This is a genomic window from Vibrio sp. 070316B, assembly GCF_013114115.1.
Taxonomy (GTDB): Bacteria; Pseudomonadota; Gammaproteobacteria; order Enterobacterales; family Vibrionaceae; genus Vibrio; species Vibrio chagasii_B.
In genome coordinates this window covers 1-19,593 of record NZ_VTYC01000040.1, presented here as the reverse complement: position 1 = coordinate 19,593, position 19,593 = coordinate 1, and the positions used below count along the sequence as shown (strand labels likewise).

Here is a 19,593-nt window from a genome sequence, read left to right as displayed (position 1 = left end):
TTTTATCCTCCCATAGCACTTGAAATCCGCTCTTGAATCTCTCGGGATGAAGGTAAATCAGTATTGCTGTTCATCTCGGCAAAAAAGTCTGAAAAATCGATGTCTTCAAAATTGATTTGCTGCATTTGCTCAGGGGTAATAGCCCCACACTCAGGCGCCCTTGGCGTACCTAGACTAAGGCCCAATTGCCCCTGAACGCCTTGCTGCTGAACAATGCGGGCCAATAAACTATCGAACAGACAGTAAGCTTGCTTTTTACGAATACACTTACCGAGTATCTTTTCGGCACAATAACTACCTAAATATATGGTTAATTTATCCTCCTTAGCTTTGCCGAGCGCCTTCTCTTGCTCACTGCAACTGGCGAGCCCGACATCCGTACCCCACCCCCCATCTTTACAGCAGTTGGCAATACCCGCGATCTTCTTACTGCATGTTTGGCCCTGACCGGTGAATATTTTAGGTGGATCGCCCAATCCTTCGGCCGCTTTAGCTAATGCCGCAAGCGCTGCTGCGGATTCATTAAACTCGGTCGACGTAGTAGGCATCTCACCGTAGCAATCGCCATCTAGACAAAAACTATCTTCGCCGCACATAAGATTAGTGGTACTACAACGTTTTTGAGGGCAGGACTTACTCAGCTCTTGCTCGATGCAAACACCTTTTTGTTTTGCGCTGCAATGAGTGGCGGTGGTTGTGCAGTTAGCAGGCAACGCATTACAAGTGTTCGTTCGAGTACATCGATGATTGACTTGATACTTCCAACAGTTGAGCGTGGTCGGTATACCATTGATGCGACGGGTAGCTCTACCTTCAATACAGCGCTGAGAGGTCACCTTGCATTCTTTTAGTAGCGAACAATGAGTTGTCCATCGAACGGTGTTTTTTATGCAATTCCCACCTGAAAGCGTAAAGCCAGAACGGCAAGATAGTGCAGCACGCTCACTTTGAGGAACAGGACCGCAAATCCCATAAGTCGTTATTGTAGTTTCTCTATGGCGTCCACATGAGGTTAGGTGTTCACGCTGATACGCCCCCAAAGAAAATCCTGACGGCGATACATTACGTCCGTTCCAACGCCACGTATCACTTCTCCAAACACAGCCCCCTAGACTGACAAAGTTACTGGAGTCATAGCGACACTCTGTGACTGTGCGACGGCACATATGCCCGCTTCGTGACCAACCAGGGCGACAAGTGTAAATCACAGGAGAGGTTACTACTGTGAACGCAGGACTTTTCGTACAAGGCACATTGCTGTTAGTAGGTTGGCGACATATTTTAGGGATATAATCTATGGTGCACTGAGTGGCGTTATCGCAATCGACGTACTGGTTAGAAATACCGTGACTAATCTCATAAGCGTTATCTTGAGCGATAAGTGCAAACTCATAAGCGGGATCGCTTTTCACCTCTGGACGACCTTGATCGAAGCTACTTTTGACGGCTTGTGCTTCGGCGTTGCTGTACATCGCCGACTGCTTTTTCGACGTCATATTGCCGTCGGTCAGGTTCGCTTCCTCTGGCCTCGCGATTTTACGATCACATCCAGGCTCAGCGCAGTAGTCGCTCGCATTTAACTTGCCTTGAGCTCTGGCAGGGATCGCTTGCTGTGCATTTTTCACCCACTCGACGTTGTCGTAGTATTTATCGCCCTGCGCATCGGCCTGAACGGACGACGGCGAACCTATCATGGCCAATAGAGCAAGCAAACTCAAAAAGAACGTCCTATTCATAGCCTTTCCTTAATAACGGATGTACTACCTCAGGATTATCACCTTCGGCCAATAAGTTGAGAGCGTCAGGCAGCGAAACGTTCCCCGTCAGACGATCAAAGTCGGTGTCCAAACAAGTATGCTTGGGTAGGCATCGTCCAGGTTTAACCGCAACGAAGGTCGGCACCTCGGTCACCTCAAAGGTGCGAAACCATTCAGGGTTAATGGCAAACCCGCTCTGGATCGGTTCACCAGGTGTTTGGGTTTTCAGTAATGATTGAATGCGCTTAGCGGTTTCAAGAAAGCCGCCAGGTAGAACACCACGTATTACCAAAGGCACTTGCCACTGCGCGCTTTGTTTGAGCAAGGCACGTAAAGTGGCATCTGGCATAGTGAGCGAAACAAACACCATCACTCCCGTAGGGGCTGCATTGGGATTTTGTTTTGGCTCAGGAATATCAATTACCCGTTCTAGATGTTGAGGTCTTAATTTTTCTTGCCAAAACAGAGCCATCTCTTTCGCCTTGGATGAATACTCACTACTTGCTTCATATTGAGATTCGACAGTACGCACTACATCCTCAGAAACGGGCGCTTCAAGCATAGAAGCTTCAAGCTCTCTGAAAGCTTCAAGCTCTTCTTGCGTGTATGCGTGAGACGAGGTCGTCACAAACAAGGCAACCATGGCTAATACAGGGAAAAAAGGAGACATAAATACCTCAAAGAAATAAAAGCTCCACGCAAGCGTGGTACTCCTTTTGACAGGGCAGGCAAGCCTACCCCGCCAAAAGCGAGCTCAGATTAAAGAAATACGCAATTTCGCTTGCGCCACTGAACAAAACCAAAGTTATCGCCCGTAGTCGGGTTATCATGCCCCATCTCCCAAATAGTGGTCGTCGTGGTGTAGGGGTGACACCAGGCGGCATCTGTAATAGGCGCACTCATTTGATAGCGATATCGAGACTTAGGTAAAATTGGCGTTGGGTACTGATAGCAGATTGCCCCGTCTTCTCCTCGCGTCTCCCATACCATACCTTGCCGGTGCAGCTTGTAATTAAGCCGCTCCATAATCAGGGTACCCGCTTGGATGGGGGTATCACGGTAATTCGTATTACCCGTTAACGGGTAAGCGCTACCTTGAGAACCCAAACACCAAAAAAGAAAATCAAATGGTAGGGAAAGATTTGTGGTGGTCGCGATGGACTCAGGAATACAAGCCAATTGTGCGATGGGGTTACCAAACAAGATGGCCTCTGGGTTTAAAATGAACGCCAGCTCATCGTCATTCCATAAGGGGTCGACTTCGGTCAAATACGCTACATCAAAATTATCAGTCGCCATACAGGCGGCAGATTGCATCAATTGCAGCCAATAAATCAGTGGGTATTTGTACCAGTGAGCATGATAAAACCCTCCATCACTCGACGCGGATTCGCGTGAGGTGCTTCGCCCACCAAGCCTTTGTTGATTCGCACCCGATAATTGCATCCCCATGTTAACCATGCAGTAAGGCACCCTTGTAACGTCAGTCAGAGCGTATGGTTCCCAATAGCCGATATTGAGCCCAATTTGCATAAAAATGGGTGGCGGTTTGGGGCAAAAAGAAATCGGGGAAGCGGGGTTGTTAGTGTCAGGATAAGCCGACGGAATGAGGGGCACAGAGCCGAGTGTCATGGGGAATAAACAACTCCAACATACATCGGTAATAGGGTTGATAAAACGACTCACGCACGCCGCACCACCGGCGGTGGCGCTAGATGAACCAAGTAAAAGCAGGCACAGCACTAGCGCGCGCCAAAAACGAAAAGGGGTCATGGTCACTCCTCAAGAGGGAGAAGATGCTGAACATCAAACTCTTGCACGCGCCACGCCTTTCCCGATTGTTCAACCAGGCTCGGCACGGCTTGGATACGCAATTTGTCACTCAGCGTCCCTTGTTGGTCAAAGTATATGCGTTGACCAAGTTGCTTCGCGACTTGATTCGGACTGCCACCGGTCAACACATATAACAGGGGTTTTTCATGTGTAAGCGCATGGACAAAAGCCAATTGTCGCGCGTCCCGCGCATCAAAAAAAACTAAGGCTTTACGGTACTCAAACTTAGGTAAACGAGCTTCACTTGGCCAAGTAGCCGTATCAAAAGGATTCACCCGCGTGCCCGCTTTGGCAAACACACGTCCTTGTGCGTCCATTAAATCCTTCGGCACTACAATGCTGGGGTCGACTAAATATGTTTTGGGCTCGGTGGTAGTGCTCAAAGCAAGTGGCGGTGGCGTTTCCACACTCTGTTTAACTTGCTCAGCAAACGCATTTTGCATTTGCTCCAACTTACCGTTTTGCTCAAAATTTCTCAGGCGAGCTTCAATCCAGCTCAGCATATCAATTTCTCCAATAGGAAAGACCGGCCCCACACGCCCAAGATCTTTGGCTACCAAAGGCCCTGCTAATAATGTTGCCAGCAGCCAAACGTAAGAGAGATTTCGCATCGTACCTCCTATTTTTGATAGCGTTCAACGATAGCTTGTTGGACGTGGTTGGTAATATCCGGCGTCCCATCGACCACCGCCGCACTAACCAAGACGACTTGACCGTGCGCCTTGGCGTAACGCGCCACTTCTTCGTTCATAACCTCGGCAAAAGCAGCCAATTTGTCGGCTTGCTCTGGAACCGTCAAGGACGATGCCAGTAAGGTTCTGTGGTATTCGTCTAAGGTACTTTTGACATCAAAACTGACCAGAGGTGGCGGCGTGTCTAGCGCCCAAGTAGTGGCAACCGAAGCGGCCACACTTAAACACAACACGCTGAACAGGCGTTGTAACTCATGCATCATGAGAAGTTCCTTATATTTGTTGAGAGAGCGCGCGCTGATAATCAGAAATTTCTTGCCCATAGAAATGCTGTGCCGTGGCTTCGATGGCGTCTAGGGTGTCCATCCCTTCTTTTACAAGGTTGTCACAATATTCAAACTCGTTGGCTTCAGTGCTGTAACAAGCCCTCGTAAATGGGTCAGAAAACACGCGATGATAGGTGGTGTGACCGCCGGCTTTGATGCGTACGCAGCTGTATCCCGCATCCGACGCCCGAGGAAAGCTTTTTATGATCCCTTGTTCCATCTCGTTGAAGGTCTTAGGGTTATCTTGTAAGAACTTCTCAAAACCTTCGCCTTGTCGCAAAGTAATGTGAATGTCCGAGTTATCGTAAGAGGCACGTGCCTCTTCATTCACGAAGAAATCACCAATCCCTTGAGTCACCGTACAAAATGAGCCCCCAAACTTACGGGCTGTACGATAACCAGTATTGATAAAGGTACGGGTTTGCGCATTGGTACCAGACATTAAACTCCACGCCTCTTCGATGATGCACATCTTCGGCGTCGAGCGTGAGCCTGATAGGTACATTTGTTGGTTAATAGACACAATCAGCGCAAACACCACGGGGCGCAACACATCTTCGGGAAACCCTTCCAACTCTAATGTGGTGATATCGACATTGGGATCTAGCATCGACGGTTTATTAAACGTGTCTCCATACACACCGTTAGCGCAATATTTATTGAGCTGTACGGCAATATCGCGAATACGTCGGTCATTACCATGCTCTATTGCCAAATCAAATAATTGCGTTTGCACGTTGTCCACTTGTGTGGCCGTGCCATGCTGCTCCCAGGCTCTTAAGATAGCGTCTCCAAGTACAGCTGTCTGATACCCTTCTAGCTCAGCGTGCGGTGAGGCGATGGTTGCAAAAAGCGCGGTTATGTTACTGAGCGCCTCTTTCATTGGATCAACCCGCTCGCCGTCATCCCACTCGCTAGGCGTGTGGCTTTGAAGTTGGTCTAAATGAGTAAACGGGTTTAAGAATATATTGCTGTGGTTAAGGTATGAGCCTCCAAGCATCAAGGTCAACTTCTTGTAGCTATCCCCTTTGTCTAAGATCCAACATTTCCCCCCCTTGGCGTACACACTGCGAACTAAACCTTGAGTAAAAAAGCTTTTCCCCGCACCAGAGCCGCCGGTCAATGCGATATTTTTGTTGTCACTGCCACAGTGAAAGGGGTCGAAAAACGACACTTGTCCGCGCATCGTGGGCAACAACATACCACTGACTAACCGTTTAAAATCGAGTACCATAGGGAAGAAATTGACCACATTGGCGCTTTTCATAGTACGGATGCGTCCCGCGCGGCCGCAGTCTTCCCAAAGTCCTTCGCTCATCAAAAACGGTAAGGCGCTAAGCAGACTTTGGCTTTGCATCATAATTTGCTCTTTGATATCAAGCCCCGTCGCCGAAAATGCCTCTTTAGCTGATTGCACGTCACGGCGTTGCTCCTCCTTGTTAGTAAACAAAGTTAAGTTTAATACCATCGAGCAAACGGTGATCGCCTTATCAGCTAGCCCTTTCTGCAGGGCAGTACGTTCTTCGAGTTCATCGCCGGCTGTCGGTGAGAGAATCGCCATCGGTGATTTCAAGGTTTTGGTCAAATCGCTGATTTTTTTGTTATTCTCATGCTCGAAGTTGCCCGTGACGTTGTGGCGAAAGCTCAAGGTCAATACATGAGGACAAGTTAGCATCTTAGCTACATTGCGAATCGAGGCGAACGCTTCGGGCATGGCATAAAGTCGAAAATCAGTCGGGGCGCGTGCCAACCCCAAACATACAGTACGCCCACGAGTCTCTTTTCCTTTTGAGTTGGTAAAACGTGTCGCAATGTGATCACGTTTCATAAGCATTTCAGTATCAGGCGACAGAACTTGACGGTTAATCGGATCGAAAGGGTTATATTCTCGCGTTTGAGGCCGGTCTTGTGCGGCATCGAAGTTAAGGATGTCACCGGCAAACGTTACCAATACCTCAGGTGTCACCCGTTCAGTCTCAACCCCCAATTGCAGCAGTACCGTTTCCATCGCCGCACGAACATCATCAAGTTTGTCGTCCTTTTTCTCTGTAGTCGATACAAAGAAGTACGCCTCGTAATCACGCAAATCAAACCGATGTCTCTGACGATGGAAAAATCCATGGGCAGCAGAAAATCCCGCATAGCGCACCTCTTCCTCAGCCAAGCGTCGACAAATTCCACCACGTTGAGCCATCGCCTCACTATTCGCTGCCAAATAATGCGCCACACGATGATGACCAAACATTGATAACTGGTAATCCCACTTATCCCCTTGAGGAAAATCCATCACCATTTTATTGAGTGAAACCACTAATTCGTCGTTTGCACCACCAAGCACTGACAACTTAAGCGCAAAACCACGTGAACTGCGATTATGAAAAAGCTGACGTTCAGCATCAAACTCACGATAAGGCAACTCATGGTGTAAATGGTTTTGATGTCGGTTGGCATCTTTTATGAGCGCATCAAGGCCCAATGAAGCCGATCCTTTTAAGCGTTTTCTAAGCATGGTCAATCCTTCCAAATAGCCTTAGGTGGTCGTCCTGTCCAGCGACTTTCATCCAATATCACGTAAATATCTGTGGTATCAACGTAGTGACCTAGAACATCAACAAACGGAAAAACCGTGACTTTTTTTACTACATCGTCTGTGCGTGCCGGCACTCCTTGTCTATCTCGTCTTGGCAACGTCAAAAACACATTGTTCGGGGCCTGAGTGGGCGTTTTCGCCTCTGCCACAAAAGGCTGACGACGTATCTCATCCATAGTGGTACATCCAGGCACTCCGCCCACTTGGGTACAACTAAAATCTTCACCAAGACCGGCAGCGCAGCCGCCTAAAAGTAAGGGCAATAACACCCAACATATGCGCATAGCGCCTCCTTATTGATGGCCAAACGGCGACGGTGGCACTTGAATGCCTTGCGCACTGATTTGTTTAGCTAATGGATTTTGGGTGACACTACTTATCACCTCCATGACTTGATTAGATTGAGACTGATTTGTCTCGGCTTGAGCTTCCTCGTACTCAGCAGCCGCTATGGGGTCAAGGGGAAAGCCTTCTAGGAATACAATGTTTACTATGGCACCAGGATTGATTTCGACAATCGGGTGGTACATCTCTGCTAAGCCAATGTAATAGTCTGCCAGTTTCGCACCAACAGACGCGGACGCGTTACCAAGTAGATTTAATCCAATATCTTCACCAGAAACGCTTGTAGTGGAGCCTAGTGCCGACGTTGACGTCGTCTCTGATAGACCTTTACCCGCTTCTCCTAACCCCGTTAAAATCCCCGCTAAACCGGCCATTTGTACAACTTTACCGTTTTTCAAAATGGTAGTGCCGCGTATTCCATTACGCCCAAAGTTAAACACAGTACCTTTGACCGCCACGTCCAATATCTCATCGTTATCGAGGATACAACTCATACGATTAGTACGAACGATGCCACGCGAAGAAGATATTTCTCCATAGGTGGCACCTGTGACAGTACAATCCTTCAGCTTGGATTTTTTACCATTTGGTAAAATGCCTTCATTAAGCGTTTGCAGTACCACAGGGGTTGTGTCTCCTTGGCCCAATACGCCAGCATTCGCGTCGGCCCCTCCGGTCACCACTGCGGTCACAAAAGTACCAGTAGGCACATAGTTGTCGACAGTGCGTTTCACCGGTATCACCTCCTCAGCCCACGAAAAATCCGTACTGTCAAACTGAGATGGCATAAACGCACGTTGCTGGCTATCGGAATAAGCCATGCTATCAATATCAGGATTATTTTCTGATGTTGGAATGGGACGAGGCGGCAGTTTGGCTTGACCAAAGGTTTCGGGGGCCCCCTGCCAATTGCCATCTTCGCCTCCCTTATTACCAGAAGCTCGCGGCACTTTTGTTTCCAACTCTGTGATTTTGGCTTGCAGCGAATCGACCGTCTCTTGCATCTCACGACGCACCCTCACCTCAACAAGTGAGGCGGTATCGTCTTTTGCACTTTCTATACGCTGATCAGTATCTTTTTCGAGACGTGTCATGTTGTCTTTGAGATCATGAAGATCTTTTGTGAGTGTCGCTATCAATTGTTGCTGCTGAGACAAAGCCGACTGGTTATCCTTATCAGTGAAATCTTTATCGACAATAGCCCCAAAGGTCACGGTTTTCTCTGGGGCTGTCGTAACAACTTTAGGGCGGGTATACTGATAAACCCCGAGAACGATAGCCAAAAGCGTGATCATCACCACCGTCGTCAGATTTTTATTACGCTTGGTCGTCTCAGCATTAATGTCGCCGCCGTGTTCAAAATCGCCGTCCTTGTCATCAAAAAAACGCGCTTTGATTTTATCGAACATCGCTGACTCCTCCCCCTGTAACTAAATACAAGCGAGTATGCTCGCCAGGAGCGAGCGTCAACGAATCAAGCGCTGCACTTCGCGCCGCGTAACTATAAAACTGAGCTGTGGTTAACACGACCGTGTTACTTGAACGATTATGTACATCATAAATGATGCCCGAATAATCTTGCCCGACAAACACCACTTGAGGGGTTAACGGTAAGTCGCCTGACTTATCATCTAACGTACTTGGGTCGACCGGATGGACAGAGAACCCATCAATCGGCGTAGAGTCTCGCTGCCAGAGCATCATTTTTTTTGTGAACTGCGCGAGCGCCGTTGGATAATCAAACTCTCGTTCAAATACAGACGGGCGAAGCCTATCGGCATCACTCGGCGCAAACTCAGTCACTACCGACGGCGTCGACTTCGGACTCACAAACAGTGAGAAAACACGTCCTTTTTGGGTCGTTACATGTACATTAAACGGCAGTCGAATGTTAATTTTGAGTGAAACTGAGCCTGTTTTATCTTTTTGATTAGCCGTAGTAGTACAGAAGCCACTAGGACAGGTGATGTTAACAATTTTATCGCCTTTGACCATCAATCGATTAATGTTTAGCGATGAGAGCGAGATAGGAATAGTGTCACCGTCGGTAAAGTCGATCACCCGCTTTGCAACAATGTCAGCTAGCACGCCAGGACTCGAAAGTGCCGCAAGTAACGGCACCATAATGAAAAAACGTCTCACATTTGGACTCCTTCTTTTTTGATACCAACGAGCTCAAGCACACCATTCGGATAGGCCATCTGAACCACGTAAGTTACAGGCTCTGGCGCCAGATCTCGGTCACCAACACTTTTGTAAAGAGTGCCTGATTGCTTAAATTGCATCGACTCCAACGCTACTAACGTGCCATCTCTGTCTGGGATAAAACGGCTAGATACGTTGCTCTCGATAATGTGCTCGGCGTCCGAAACCAAAACGGGCTGAATATCTGCCCAATACGGGGCTGGCACATAATCGAGCAACAAACCGTACTGACGAGAGACACTAGCAGGCGTGATGTCATATTTAAGGTGCAAAAAATAGCTGCCCATCAATGACAAATACGCTTCGTCAACGTCGCCATTAGATACCGAAAACGCGCGAGACAGAGTTGGCGGCACTAATGTTCGGCTCTCTTTTAACGACAGGTAGGCAAGAGCGCCGCCTAACCCAACGCTAGTAAGGCTGGCGGTCAAAAAACCGACTGCCAAGAACACATTGAGCAATTTGCTCATAGCCAATAGGTCTTTTTTGTTTGAAATCTCCATTCACTTTCCTTAAGACAACCAATAACGCTTAATCGAAGGCGGCGTATGCTGAAACACCAAGCGACTTATCGATGCGCTGCCCCACCAATAAAGGGCATAAGCGACGATGTGCTCACCGTATTGGGTTTTTATGTACCGAAGCCCCATAAACCATGCAGCCGCTAACACAAAGCCAATGGCATAATGTTTGGCAAAAAAGCCGAGTACGAAGATACACAGCGCCGGAAGAAGCTCTTCACGAGGTAAGCCACACATCCGTTTGCCCGAATTGAGGTACTTGGGTATCGAGTAATACTGCGCATTAATATTCATGGCTACGCCGCCTCCGTGTTAGGCCAACCCGACTAGCGGTTTCACCGTTTCCCAGAACATCATGCCCCCGGCAAAGCCGCCGACCGCACCAAACCAGTTACGAGACGTGATACCCACCACTGCTGCGCTCAACGCAGAAAAACCAAGCATTGCGGTTTCAATACCCGAGTCGTCACCGGCGTTTTTCTTTACCATATCTTTGCCGGAAGCAAATAAATCCGTAGCCGCAGCCATGGCTGGCTCAGCGGCCAATACACACACAGCCGCAACGCAGAGAAGAAGTAAAACACGCCCTGAGGCGTGATAAGTGCTATTAATTTGCATACGCAAAATTCCTTATTTTCATAGATAAATAAGCCCTTACGGGCGATGGTTGCCAAATTTGGCATATAAACATGCACTTAATTCACCAAGGTGAATTAAGTGCATAATGCGGATTGGTTTAAAAAGATGTAGATACGAATGGGATGAAACATGCAAACTAAACGTCGAAAACGTGCTTGCGTACCATTATGAAGCTAAAGAAGACAATGACTCGCTCGCATACTTTAATCCACGATTACGACTCACGTGCTGTCTCCAATTTTTAGGTGTCACTATGATGTTATTGACTTTACGATAACGCTTTTTCCTAGCATTAATTGAATTACTAGAGGTATGGCAGTTAACTGATTGCGTCTGTTTCTGGACAGCAACAAAATGAGCTCCATTCCAATCAAAAGGCAATGAAAATCGCATGCTGTTAGATAGCAAGGCTGCGAACGCAACATGCTCTCCCCCAACGGGTCCAAGCTGTTTTACAGCGATAAAATCACCTTGTTCGACAAAACGTCCTAACAAACTAATCGCATCGCAACCATCACAATAGCCGTATATAATTTGCAAGTTCGCACTCCTTCCTTCCTAGAACATTGTTTTGTTTTCAAACAAAACAATGGGCTCTCTTACAAGAGCCGTGCTACAAACTGGCTTGTTCATTCTTGTAGTAGAATGCACACACTCAAAGGTGTGGTGTCTGGTACTCCCAAGTAACCCTACTAAACCATTCAACAAGCACGCTTAATTAAATAGAAAAATAGCTTTGGACATCGCCCCAGATAAGGCTCCTGAATTTATTTAGGTATATTACGCACACCTGCGCCCCTCTGCGGCGCTTTCTGCATTAGTGAAGGCAGCCTACCTTCAAGCCTCATTTCTAAGGCTAAATTTCGAATACCGACAGAATCTCGATACTATTTTCTTTCTACACGAGAGCCTATCGAAGATATCTCTGTAAATTGCTCTAAATGATCTTTCATCCGCAATCTAGCCTCTGAGCGATTCGTGCGGCCAGACTTCTCGACAGCAATCTTAAATCTTTTGGCTGACTCGCCTGTAAGCACAACTGTAATACTTACTTTTTCTTGATTTTTCATAGATTTTCCATAATGAAATAAATCAAATTACATATGAATCAGATCAAAGTAATACAAACTGATATGAATCACGTTGGATTGCATGGTATTGCAATTTATAAAGTTTAGTTACCCCCCAAAAAGGGGGGGTAACACTCATAAACTCGCCACTTTCGCAGCTATAACAGCCATAACCCTGGTTAAATACACGTAACGTATTTCCAGTGTGTTTTGGCAGCCCAACTTCTTCTTAATCAAGGACAGATGCTCTTTAACAGTGTCAGTTGAAATACCAAGCTGAATACTTAGCTGTTTTTGGGGAGCACCAGAGGCATACATTTCCAATACCTTGTATTGCTTACAAGTAAGCTCAGGGAACAGGTAATTGAACCTACCAATATTTTTTAAATCATTCATACGCTTAAAGCAGAAACTACTTGCTGTTAGTGTTAGGAATGTCATATTTTACACTTCTGTAAAATATACAAAAGCGCTAAATATACATATATGTAAAATTTGTGATATGGGAACTAATTAGAAGTTTTAGGGCGGAGCGTTTATTGTTGGCGGTATAAGAAGTGGTAAACTAACAAGTTAGATTTCCATAAAACAGTGAACAGTAGTGAACATATCTTTTCTGACATACATAAATAGTCGATATGGCTCCGCCCATGGGAACCAAAAACTATTCTTAAAAGACAACTCTCACATAAGTGCATCAGAAGTCAGTCGTTGGATAACAAAGGGTTATAAAATAGATTTAGAGACTGGGGATATCTTCAAACCTTCCAACAAAAAAGTTAATATAAAACCACTTAGTTTTGATTCACTTTAAACCGCTATCACACTTTACAAGATGACGCATTGTTGCTATCATCTTCGCACGTTCTTAAAGTAAAAGTGCATTACATAGCACGCTACTACATAGTCTACTATGTAGTGTATTTTTTAAGATCTAGAGTGTGTTAGCCTGAGAAACTAACTATATAGCACTTGCAAAAAGCCGTTAGTTCCGATAGCTAGCGGCTTTTTTGTATCTAAAATTCAAGATGTTTGATCTTTTCACAAATTTTATGTACATTAAAAATTCATTGTTTGGACTCTCAATCTAAACAAACCTAAAAATCTATCGGAATCAAAAATGAAAACTATATCACCGAGCTCTACTAGAGCCTCTAAACACTCAAGACTCTTCTATCTTTATAAAGCAAATCAATGCCCAAGTATTATGACATTGAATAGCTGTGATAGAGGCTTGTCTTATGTCTACAGATAACCTAAACCTCCTCACTCATCATCATCAATTAGAAAACGCAGTTCTAATGAATGAGTCTATTCCGCGAGAAGTAAAAAACTTACTTGCTGGCATAGCGACGTTCTTTAACGTCCATAATCAATGTGCATTCCCAAATCGTCAGCAGCTATCCAAAAGAACTGGCTATTGCCCCAACCACATCACAACTCTTATTAAGAAAGCAAAAGAGCTAGGTTTACTTATCTCTACCCCTCAGTTTATCCAAATTGACGGCGAATCTGCACCGCGACAAATAGCTAATAAATATGAATTTGTCCTTGAGAAGTTTGGCCTCTTCTACAGCAAAGCCCAAGCAATGCTCAACCGCAATTTGAGAAAGCAGAAGAAAGAAAACCAAACTCAACAAGCAAACATCAATTCAAGAGTAGAGCATGTAGAGCAATTACTTAGAGAATCACATACAACAAGCTCACCTGGTTCTTATCAACCAGAATGGGAAGACTACTCACCACCTGAATAAGCATACAGAATTAATCTTATACCGTTGGCTCGGTAGGCCTCGCCACATCCTTAATAAAACGCATGTGATACAAGTCACACAACCCTCATTCCACACACCAATTCCCCCCCCCTAAACTCTCCTAATTCATGACACAAGTCATCAAAAAGTCATGATTCACCCACCCCCTACAGATTATTAAGTATGAATCCATAAAGATTCTATAATAGGGAACCCTAAAGATTTAGTTGTAACCAAAACATAAGAATTAATAGATATAAGAATTAATTAACAAGATCAGCCACGCCTGATTTGAGTGTGGGTAACTTTCGTGAGGAACGAACGAATAGTTATCCATCACACAAATCCGACACAGCAACGCCGAAGCGTTGCCCGTCAGTTATGTACGCATGTTCTGCTTGATCGATCTATAAGAAAATAGCTTTACAGTGGCAGTGCCATAGAGAAAGATTAGTGATATTCCGCTTGCTCACCCTTCGACTGGCTGCGCCAGCTACGGGATTGCGCCGAGCGGTTCAATTAAAAAATAATAAGACGCTTATATATTTTTTTACCGCACGGTTATTGTTGGTGTGTATTGTGTAGAATATGTTAAATAGGCCAAATTAGGGTGATTTTTGCAGGCTCCATTCTCTAATCGCTACGGAATGGCAGAAATCACCCAACTTCCCTCTCGATACTCACCAATTCCCGCTTGAAAGTTAATTACAGAATCTTGGCGAATGTTAACGAGTTGTAGCAGGATTTTGTTTCAGCGGATATTTCCTCTCTAAACCTCAAAATGATCGGTTTTCTTATTTTTAACTTAAATTGCCACCTATTCATTGCTGAAATGATTAAGTGGAACGTTAGTGGCAGAAGTTAGAATGAGGCAAATCAACAGTTATCAACCAAGCGGTAAACACAAAAGCTCCGTTGACCTTGCGTGACCGTTATCGATGAAAAAAAAGCCATTTTATAAACGATTATACTGGATGAATGAACAGTGTGATGATAACGTATTGATTCGGTGAATAATCCAAATGAAAAACGGTAACGTGATATGAAAAAAATCTTAATGGTCGGCCTACTGTTGGCCTCAACGCCTGTCTTAGCCCAAAACACTCAAAATGGGGGCTTGGTGGCCAAACAAAAAGTGGACTGCTCGGCAGGAGGTTGCAAGTTGATTTGCAAAGCGCCCAACCAAAAAGCTTACGTGCGTGACGACAGAATCAATGAAGCAGAAGTGATTATCTTCGGGAGTGGGTTAATGGTATACAAATTGGATATGGTAGGTGGGGACCACCAGGTGATGATCCCACCTGGCACAGAGTCGTGTGACCTTAAAAATATTCGTTAACCTTATTGGATTCTTTCAATGACAGGGCGAAATGCTGCCCTACGGCTGCGCCTACCCGCTAGACACTAAGCGGCTCAAATTTGTGGACAATCTAGCAAGCTAGAACGCTTCGCTTTGACGCACAGGTTTGAGCCGTTTACCGTCTTAATGGAAAGCATGGTCATGGTTCGCAGTGCGGGAACTTTCGTAAGGAACGAGCGAATAGTTATCAAGATGCGAAGCCCTCAACGAGCTCCGCGAGGCGAAAGTTAATCACTTTCAAACACCCCAAATACCATCGTTAACGCATCCACATATACCCCCGCTGGGACATCCCCAAGGAAACACGGTTTGAATGACTGACTGGCCATGTACTTTCTTTTTGCAGGAACGTAGTGCATCGAGTCGGGATTAGCTGCGAGATAGTCTTTAAACACCTTACTTACTTTTTGTCGGCTTAACCCCAAGTGACGGTAAATATCGACACTGGTAACGTGGCCATTGAGAGCAAGCTTGGCATCAATGAGCTTTAACACTGCATCGTCTAATAATGGTCGTGACATTTTGTTTTTCCTTAGCGTGACAGCTTGATTTTGCCTGCCGCAATCAAAGCCAATACCAACAGTGAAAAAGTGCCTAATGACCCAATGACTAGGCCCGTTTCTGCATAAAATTGGCGACTGACCCAACCCCCTAACAGGCTCAATACACACAAGGTTGTCATCGTCAGCATGCGCGTTTTTTGGTTCATGTTGTTCCCCTTCTCTATCCCAAATACCCCATTACTGGAATGATGGTTTGTGGCTTGCGGCCTGTCATGACCATAAAGCGATCCCATATCTCATAAGGGACTGCTGCTTTGCCTTGCTTAAATTCACGAATGCGGCGATCTGATGAAACCCCCAATAACGCGGCCAGCTTTTTATCTGAGTGATAGTCGGCCATCAAAGACTGAAAGTGGCGAAAGTACGCGCCCACGATGTCAGGGTGTGGCGGCTCATAACGGGCCTTATCCAATAGATGCGCGTTTGAGTATTTGGCCTCATCGCGCTCTGTTTGAGGCGCGAAGACAGGCGCATCGATGTTCGCTTGTAGTTGTTTAATGGCTTTATTAATGCCATCGGCTACGATTTGTCGTTGTTGCTCTTCAATGGTTGGTATGGTGATTTGCATAATGTCTCACTTAAATAAAAGGGGGCTGTTCGCCCCCTATCTATTATCTCGGTTGTAGCTCGATATTTCGAACGTCCGAAACCTTGATGCTAACCAAGCTCAGTGTGCCGTTGGCCACCTCCCCCCATCGCCCTTCTAAGTGCAAAGACTCAAAGCAAATGAACAGGAAGCGCGATAATAAGAACTGTGTGTTCTCCACCTTGATCCCTATGTGTTCACGATTAAATTCATGAACAGGAGTGCCAACGGTTGTTAAAGAGCCTCGACGCGTGATCCAAAAGTCAGCTTCTGGAAAATTTGTCTTGATGGTTGCTACATCTTTAAGTTTCATTCAGAACCTTTATCGAGGCATCAACTAGCCCCCTCGTTCCGAGTGGCTTTCTGTGTGCCCCCGACAAACACCATGTTAGGCGAAATTCGCCTATATTGCAAGTGATTTAGGCGCTTTTCGCCTAGTTGTTTTCTAGGGCTTTTTTAAGCGGTGGTAAACTTTTGGCAAAACTGACCAAGGGTGAAGCGAAAGTTTACCACCACTCTATCTAGTGGCTTTTGCACGAACCGGTAACACCACATCTTGTGCTTTACCCGTTTTCCCCCAAAGCTAATAACACCAGTACCTAGATCACTGATCTATGTACAATCCACTGTTAGCGTGTGTGTTTCTTCATGTAAAACAGGAAATTGCACACATGGCACTACCAACGCTCATCTAGGACAAAGACAAAACTTGGATCTTTAAAGTTATTACACAAACACCAGAGCCAGAGCTTAGCGCTTGTTTAATGGGGTTCTTTCTCGGTAGTGGCATGAGTACGCTAGAAATTTGTCGCGTACAGGTTCGAGATATTGTTAAGAAGAACGGACAACTGGCAAAATGCTTTTCTGTCCAAGGCGAAGTGAGCCGAGACTTTTACCTGTCGAACATTAAGTTACAAAACCTAATCAAGAGCTATATCGAGAGGCGTAAAAAGATGGTGATCATCCCGACCTATACAACGGTTTTGATGCTGATGAACCATTCTTTAAGCGTAGGAATGGCGACCATTTTAAAATCAAGCATAGAACTACAGAGAAAGGTAATACTACTTACCACTGTAATGCTTTAAATAATCACATCAAACGATTGTTGGATGATTCTGGTATCGATCAGCCTAGTATTCTAAGCGGTAGACGAACGTTTTCTGTAAGGCTTAAACGTCATGGAGTAGACGTTCCGACTATCCATTTGATGCTTGGAAATAAGAGCCTTAAAACCACGTTAAGACTTATAGAGACAGATACTGTGAGTATGCTAGCAATTGCAGATATGGCTTTTTAAAATATGCTAGACATATATGACGGGTGTATGTAGTGTGTTTTTATTAGCTACAAACAAGTGAGCCACCCTCGAAAGGGTGGCTCTTAAACTCGCTACCTGTTGTCAATACTGTTTCCAGCGGAAGAGGACAGGGCTATCACAACAAGAGGATTAACCTCAGTTGTGTCTAATAATACACAACCTTGATACAGAGGGCAAATAATTTGGATTTGGAAGAGATCAAGCAAGGACTTTCTACAGAAAAACTAGAGACCTATCGTCAGGTGCTCGACTGTAAATCTGATAGTGAGTTGATAGCCGTTTATATGGCGATGCAAAGTATAATGTCTCAGTTTTTCTCAGTAGTTCAGTTACTTGAAGTGACGTTGAGAAATTCAATCCATAAATCAGCAACAGAATGCTTTGAAGATGATGAATGGTATAAGCGAATTCCTCTAAGTCAAGAGTCTCGAAAACAAGTCGATTTTGCAGAACACCAGTGTTTAAAGGATGTAGGCGCTCGATATACCAGTAACGATCTTGTTTCTCGATTACCGTTCGGATTTTGGGTTCACATGTTACACCGAGACTACAACAACCCTCGCAATAGAGACCATAACCTATGGCAAACACAGTTGGATAAGTGTTTCCCGAACGCTAGAGAGAAGAGAGTTAAACTCAATACATTATTTCAGAAAATGGGAGCATTAAATAAGTTCAGGAATCGTTTATTCCATCATGAGCCTGCATGGAAAGGTAGATCCACTCGAAACCGAGTTGATGCTATTGAGTTTCTTCTAAAAATGTTCAATGAGCACACGGACGCTATTTACTTACTATCCACTTCTAAACGAGAGCTTATTACAGTGTTAGGGTTTGAAGAAAAATTCAATCAAGAGTGTAATATCAAAAACTTAGAACGTTTTGAGTCGTTGTTAGCTCCTGAGAATCGAAATGCTGGTGATTAGTAAGCTGGACATATTTGACAGGTAATTAAATTGGAATGAACTAGACATATATGATAGGTAGAAATGTTACAGAGTTTCAACTTATAGCAAACGCTAAAGGTTGGAAGTTTGAAGAAATCGCAAAACGTTGGGGTAAGTCCGAACGCCAGTTATCACGGATAGCAAAGGCAGGGGAACAGCGTGACTTAGACGCCGTGAATGGCCTACCAAACAAAGACAACGAACAAAAGGGATAAAAATACATCATGTTTTTTGAGTTCTTTGATTGGAAAATTAAAGCAGGAATAATTATTACCGTTGCTCTTATGTTAGGTAGCGTAATCAGCTTCATTGTTGCGTGGACAGCACCAGTACCAACCGATGCATTATCAGCCGTAACCAAATATCTAAATTATCGTTGGTTTGCTTTCTTTGCTGTAAGCACAGTGTCTATTGGTGCGGCAACAATGAAGTATCACGATAGAACACTAAAACGTTGTTAAGGAAAAAATTTGTGTGGGAAACATCAGAAGATCGGTTGAAACGCCTAATTAATGAAGAAAAAGATCATTTATGGAAACGGGTAAATGAGCTTGGTGGTGAGTTAGAAAAAGCACAGTTATCTTTATCTACATTAGAGAAAACCGCACCGGAGCACTTTTCTAAGACAGTTGGGAATCAAAGAAAAACAGCTGAAATTAAGAATAAAGCTACGTCGCAGTTTGAAGCAATACAAGAGATAGTAAAGAGTGTCGAAGAGGGCAAAGAACTCGTTGAAGAGTTGAAGCAATCCATATCTTCTGCACATGAAAAATCCATTAATCAACAGACTGAGATCACCGAGGCTCTTTCTGTCGTTGAAAGCCAAAAAAGCGAATTAGTTGAAACTAAACTTGAGTCTGAAAGCACGATTCAAGAGCTAAAAGAGTTAATTGAAGAAAAAAATGCTTTATCTCAACGTATCGAGACTATAACGGAGCAAGTAGAAAGTTCGGAAAAGCTAACAAAAACTCTTAAAACACTTTGATCTGCTCCAGTAAGACTGGACACCGCATTAAGCGACATATTGTTTTTCAAAGTTAACTGGGCTTAGATACCCAAGAGCACTGTGCCTTCTTGTTCGATT

26 protein-coding genes are annotated in these 19,593 nt (G+C 44.9%); 7 read left to right on the top strand and 19 right to left on the bottom strand.

The window, feature by feature from the left end; translation table 11 throughout:
- Positions 1–2: 2 nt before the first annotated feature.
- From traN to F0251_RS21615, 15 genes are all read right to left on the bottom strand, one after another.
- On the bottom strand, positions 3–1,694 hold the full coding sequence (gene traN, locus F0251_RS21685; RefSeq protein ID WP_102353121.1) for a type-F conjugative transfer system mating-pair stabilization protein TraN: 1,692 nt from the start codon (positions 1,692–1,694) through the stop codon (positions 3–5).
- A 34-nt stretch (positions 1,695–1,728) separates the two neighbouring features.
- A complete protein-coding gene (gene trbC / locus F0251_RS21680; protein ID WP_171731782.1) occupies positions 1,729–2,427 on the bottom strand; it encodes a type-F conjugative transfer system pilin assembly protein TrbC in 699 nt (232 codons plus the stop codon).
- Between the two features lie 89 nt (positions 2,428–2,516).
- Positions 2,517–3,530, bottom strand: a complete 1,014-nt coding sequence (gene traU, locus F0251_RS21675; protein WP_102353111.1) for a conjugal transfer pilus assembly protein TraU — start codon at positions 3,528–3,530, stop codon at positions 2,517–2,519.
- Between the two features lie 2 nt (positions 3,531–3,532).
- Entirely contained in the window at positions 3,533–4,201 is a 669-nt protein-coding gene (gene traW / locus F0251_RS21670) for a type-F conjugative transfer system protein TraW (RefSeq protein WP_102353110.1), read from the bottom strand.
- A gap of 8 nt (positions 4,202–4,209) precedes the next feature.
- A complete protein-coding gene (locus F0251_RS21665) occupies positions 4,210–4,500 on the bottom strand; it encodes a TrbI F-type domain-containing protein (RefSeq protein WP_367613555.1) in 291 nt (96 codons plus the stop codon).
- Between the two features lie 55 nt (positions 4,501–4,555).
- On the bottom strand, positions 4,556–7,117 hold the full coding sequence (gene traC, locus F0251_RS21660; protein ID WP_171731780.1) for a type IV secretion system protein TraC: 2,562 nt from the start codon (positions 7,115–7,117) through the stop codon (positions 4,556–4,558).
- 2 nt (positions 7,118–7,119) lie between these two features.
- Positions 7,120–7,482, bottom strand: a complete 363-nt coding sequence (gene traV, locus F0251_RS21655) for a type IV conjugative transfer system lipoprotein TraV (protein ID WP_102353107.1) — start codon at positions 7,480–7,482, stop codon at positions 7,120–7,122.
- Positions 7,483–7,491: 9 nt separating this feature from the next.
- On the bottom strand, positions 7,492–8,952 hold the full coding sequence (locus tag F0251_RS21650; RefSeq protein ID WP_171731779.1) for a TrbI/VirB10 family protein: 1,461 nt from the start codon (positions 8,950–8,952) through the stop codon (positions 7,492–7,494).
- Positions 8,942–9,685, bottom strand: a complete 744-nt coding sequence (gene traK / locus F0251_RS21645) for a type-F conjugative transfer system secretin TraK (RefSeq protein ID WP_102353105.1) — start codon at positions 9,683–9,685, stop codon at positions 8,942–8,944. The genes F0251_RS21650 and traK overlap by 11 nt, the downstream gene beginning before the upstream one ends.
- Positions 9,682–10,251, bottom strand: a complete 570-nt coding sequence (gene traE / locus F0251_RS21640) for a type IV conjugative transfer system protein TraE (protein ID WP_102353104.1) — start codon at positions 10,249–10,251, stop codon at positions 9,682–9,684. Before traE ends, traK begins: the two co-directional genes overlap by 4 nt.
- A gap of 9 nt (positions 10,252–10,260) precedes the next feature.
- Positions 10,261–10,563, bottom strand: coding sequence for a type IV conjugative transfer system protein TraL (gene traL, locus F0251_RS21635; RefSeq protein WP_102353103.1), 303 nt, complete (start codon positions 10,561–10,563; stop codon positions 10,261–10,263).
- An 18-nt stretch (positions 10,564–10,581) separates the two neighbouring features.
- Entirely contained in the window at positions 10,582–10,887 is a 306-nt protein-coding gene (traA, locus tag F0251_RS21630; RefSeq protein ID WP_102353102.1) for a type IV conjugative transfer system pilin TraA, read from the bottom strand.
- Positions 10,888–11,073: 186 nt separating this feature from the next.
- Entirely contained in the window at positions 11,074–11,448 is a 375-nt protein-coding gene (locus F0251_RS21625) for a hypothetical protein (protein ID WP_102353120.1), read from the bottom strand.
- A 347-nt stretch (positions 11,449–11,795) separates the two neighbouring features.
- On the bottom strand, positions 11,796–11,978 hold the full coding sequence (locus F0251_RS21620; protein WP_102353101.1) for a TraY domain-containing protein: 183 nt from the start codon (positions 11,976–11,978) through the stop codon (positions 11,796–11,798).
- Positions 11,979–12,113: 135 nt separating this feature from the next.
- Complete coding sequence (locus tag F0251_RS21615) at positions 12,114–12,419, bottom strand: LuxR C-terminal-related transcriptional regulator (RefSeq protein ID WP_241906938.1); 306 nt, start codon at positions 12,417–12,419, stop codon at positions 12,114–12,116.
- A gap of 800 nt (positions 12,420–13,219) precedes the next feature.
- Between F0251_RS21615 and F0251_RS21610 the strand changes: the two genes are divergently transcribed.
- Together F0251_RS21610 and F0251_RS21605 are read left to right on the top strand one after the other, a co-directional pair.
- Positions 13,220–13,732 (top strand): hypothetical protein, encoded by a 513-nt coding sequence (locus F0251_RS21610; protein ID WP_171731778.1) that lies wholly within the window; start codon positions 13,220–13,222, stop codon positions 13,730–13,732.
- 1,042 nt (positions 13,733–14,774) lie between these two features.
- Positions 14,775–15,071, top strand: coding sequence for a hypothetical protein (locus F0251_RS21605; RefSeq protein WP_152471438.1), 297 nt, complete (start codon positions 14,775–14,777; stop codon positions 15,069–15,071).
- Positions 15,072–15,319: 248 nt separating this feature from the next.
- Here the strand turns inward: F0251_RS21605 and F0251_RS21600 are convergent, their stop codons facing one another.
- The 4 genes from F0251_RS21600 to F0251_RS21585 are packed head-to-tail and all read right to left on the bottom strand — an operon-like array spanning position 15,320 to position 16,554.
- Positions 15,320–15,613 (bottom strand): hypothetical protein, encoded by a 294-nt coding sequence (locus tag F0251_RS21600; protein ID WP_171731777.1) that lies wholly within the window; start codon positions 15,611–15,613, stop codon positions 15,320–15,322.
- Between the two features lie 11 nt (positions 15,614–15,624).
- Complete coding sequence (locus tag F0251_RS21595) at positions 15,625–15,801, bottom strand: hypothetical protein (protein WP_171731776.1); 177 nt, start codon at positions 15,799–15,801, stop codon at positions 15,625–15,627.
- 14 nt (positions 15,802–15,815) lie between these two features.
- A complete protein-coding gene (locus F0251_RS21590) occupies positions 15,816–16,223 on the bottom strand; it encodes a hypothetical protein (RefSeq protein ID WP_171731775.1) in 408 nt (135 codons plus the stop codon).
- A gap of 43 nt (positions 16,224–16,266) precedes the next feature.
- On the bottom strand, positions 16,267–16,554 hold the full coding sequence (locus F0251_RS21585; protein ID WP_171731774.1) for a hypothetical protein: 288 nt from the start codon (positions 16,552–16,554) through the stop codon (positions 16,267–16,269).
- 475 nt (positions 16,555–17,029) lie between these two features.
- Between F0251_RS21585 and F0251_RS24500 the strand changes: the two genes are divergently transcribed.
- The 5 genes from F0251_RS24500 (at position 17,030) to F0251_RS21560 (ending at position 19,494) form a co-directional block, all read left to right on the top strand.
- Complete coding sequence (locus F0251_RS24500) at positions 17,030–17,329, top strand: hypothetical protein (protein WP_253821649.1); 300 nt, start codon at positions 17,030–17,032, stop codon at positions 17,327–17,329.
- A gap of 421 nt (positions 17,330–17,750) precedes the next feature.
- Complete coding sequence (locus tag F0251_RS21575; protein WP_253821648.1) at positions 17,751–18,488, top strand: hypothetical protein; 738 nt, start codon at positions 17,751–17,753, stop codon at positions 18,486–18,488.
- A gap of 50 nt (positions 18,489–18,538) precedes the next feature.
- A complete protein-coding gene (locus F0251_RS21570; RefSeq protein WP_171731772.1) occupies positions 18,539–18,724 on the top strand; it encodes a hypothetical protein in 186 nt (61 codons plus the stop codon).
- Between the two features lie 9 nt (positions 18,725–18,733).
- Positions 18,734–18,970: a hypothetical protein gene (locus F0251_RS21565; RefSeq protein ID WP_171731771.1), complete on the top strand. Its 237-nt coding sequence runs from the start codon at positions 18,734–18,736 to the stop codon at positions 18,968–18,970.
- An 11-nt stretch (positions 18,971–18,981) separates the two neighbouring features.
- On the top strand, positions 18,982–19,494 hold the full coding sequence (locus F0251_RS21560; RefSeq protein WP_171731770.1) for a hypothetical protein: 513 nt from the start codon (positions 18,982–18,984) through the stop codon (positions 19,492–19,494).
- Positions 19,495–19,593 lie beyond the last annotated feature (99 nt).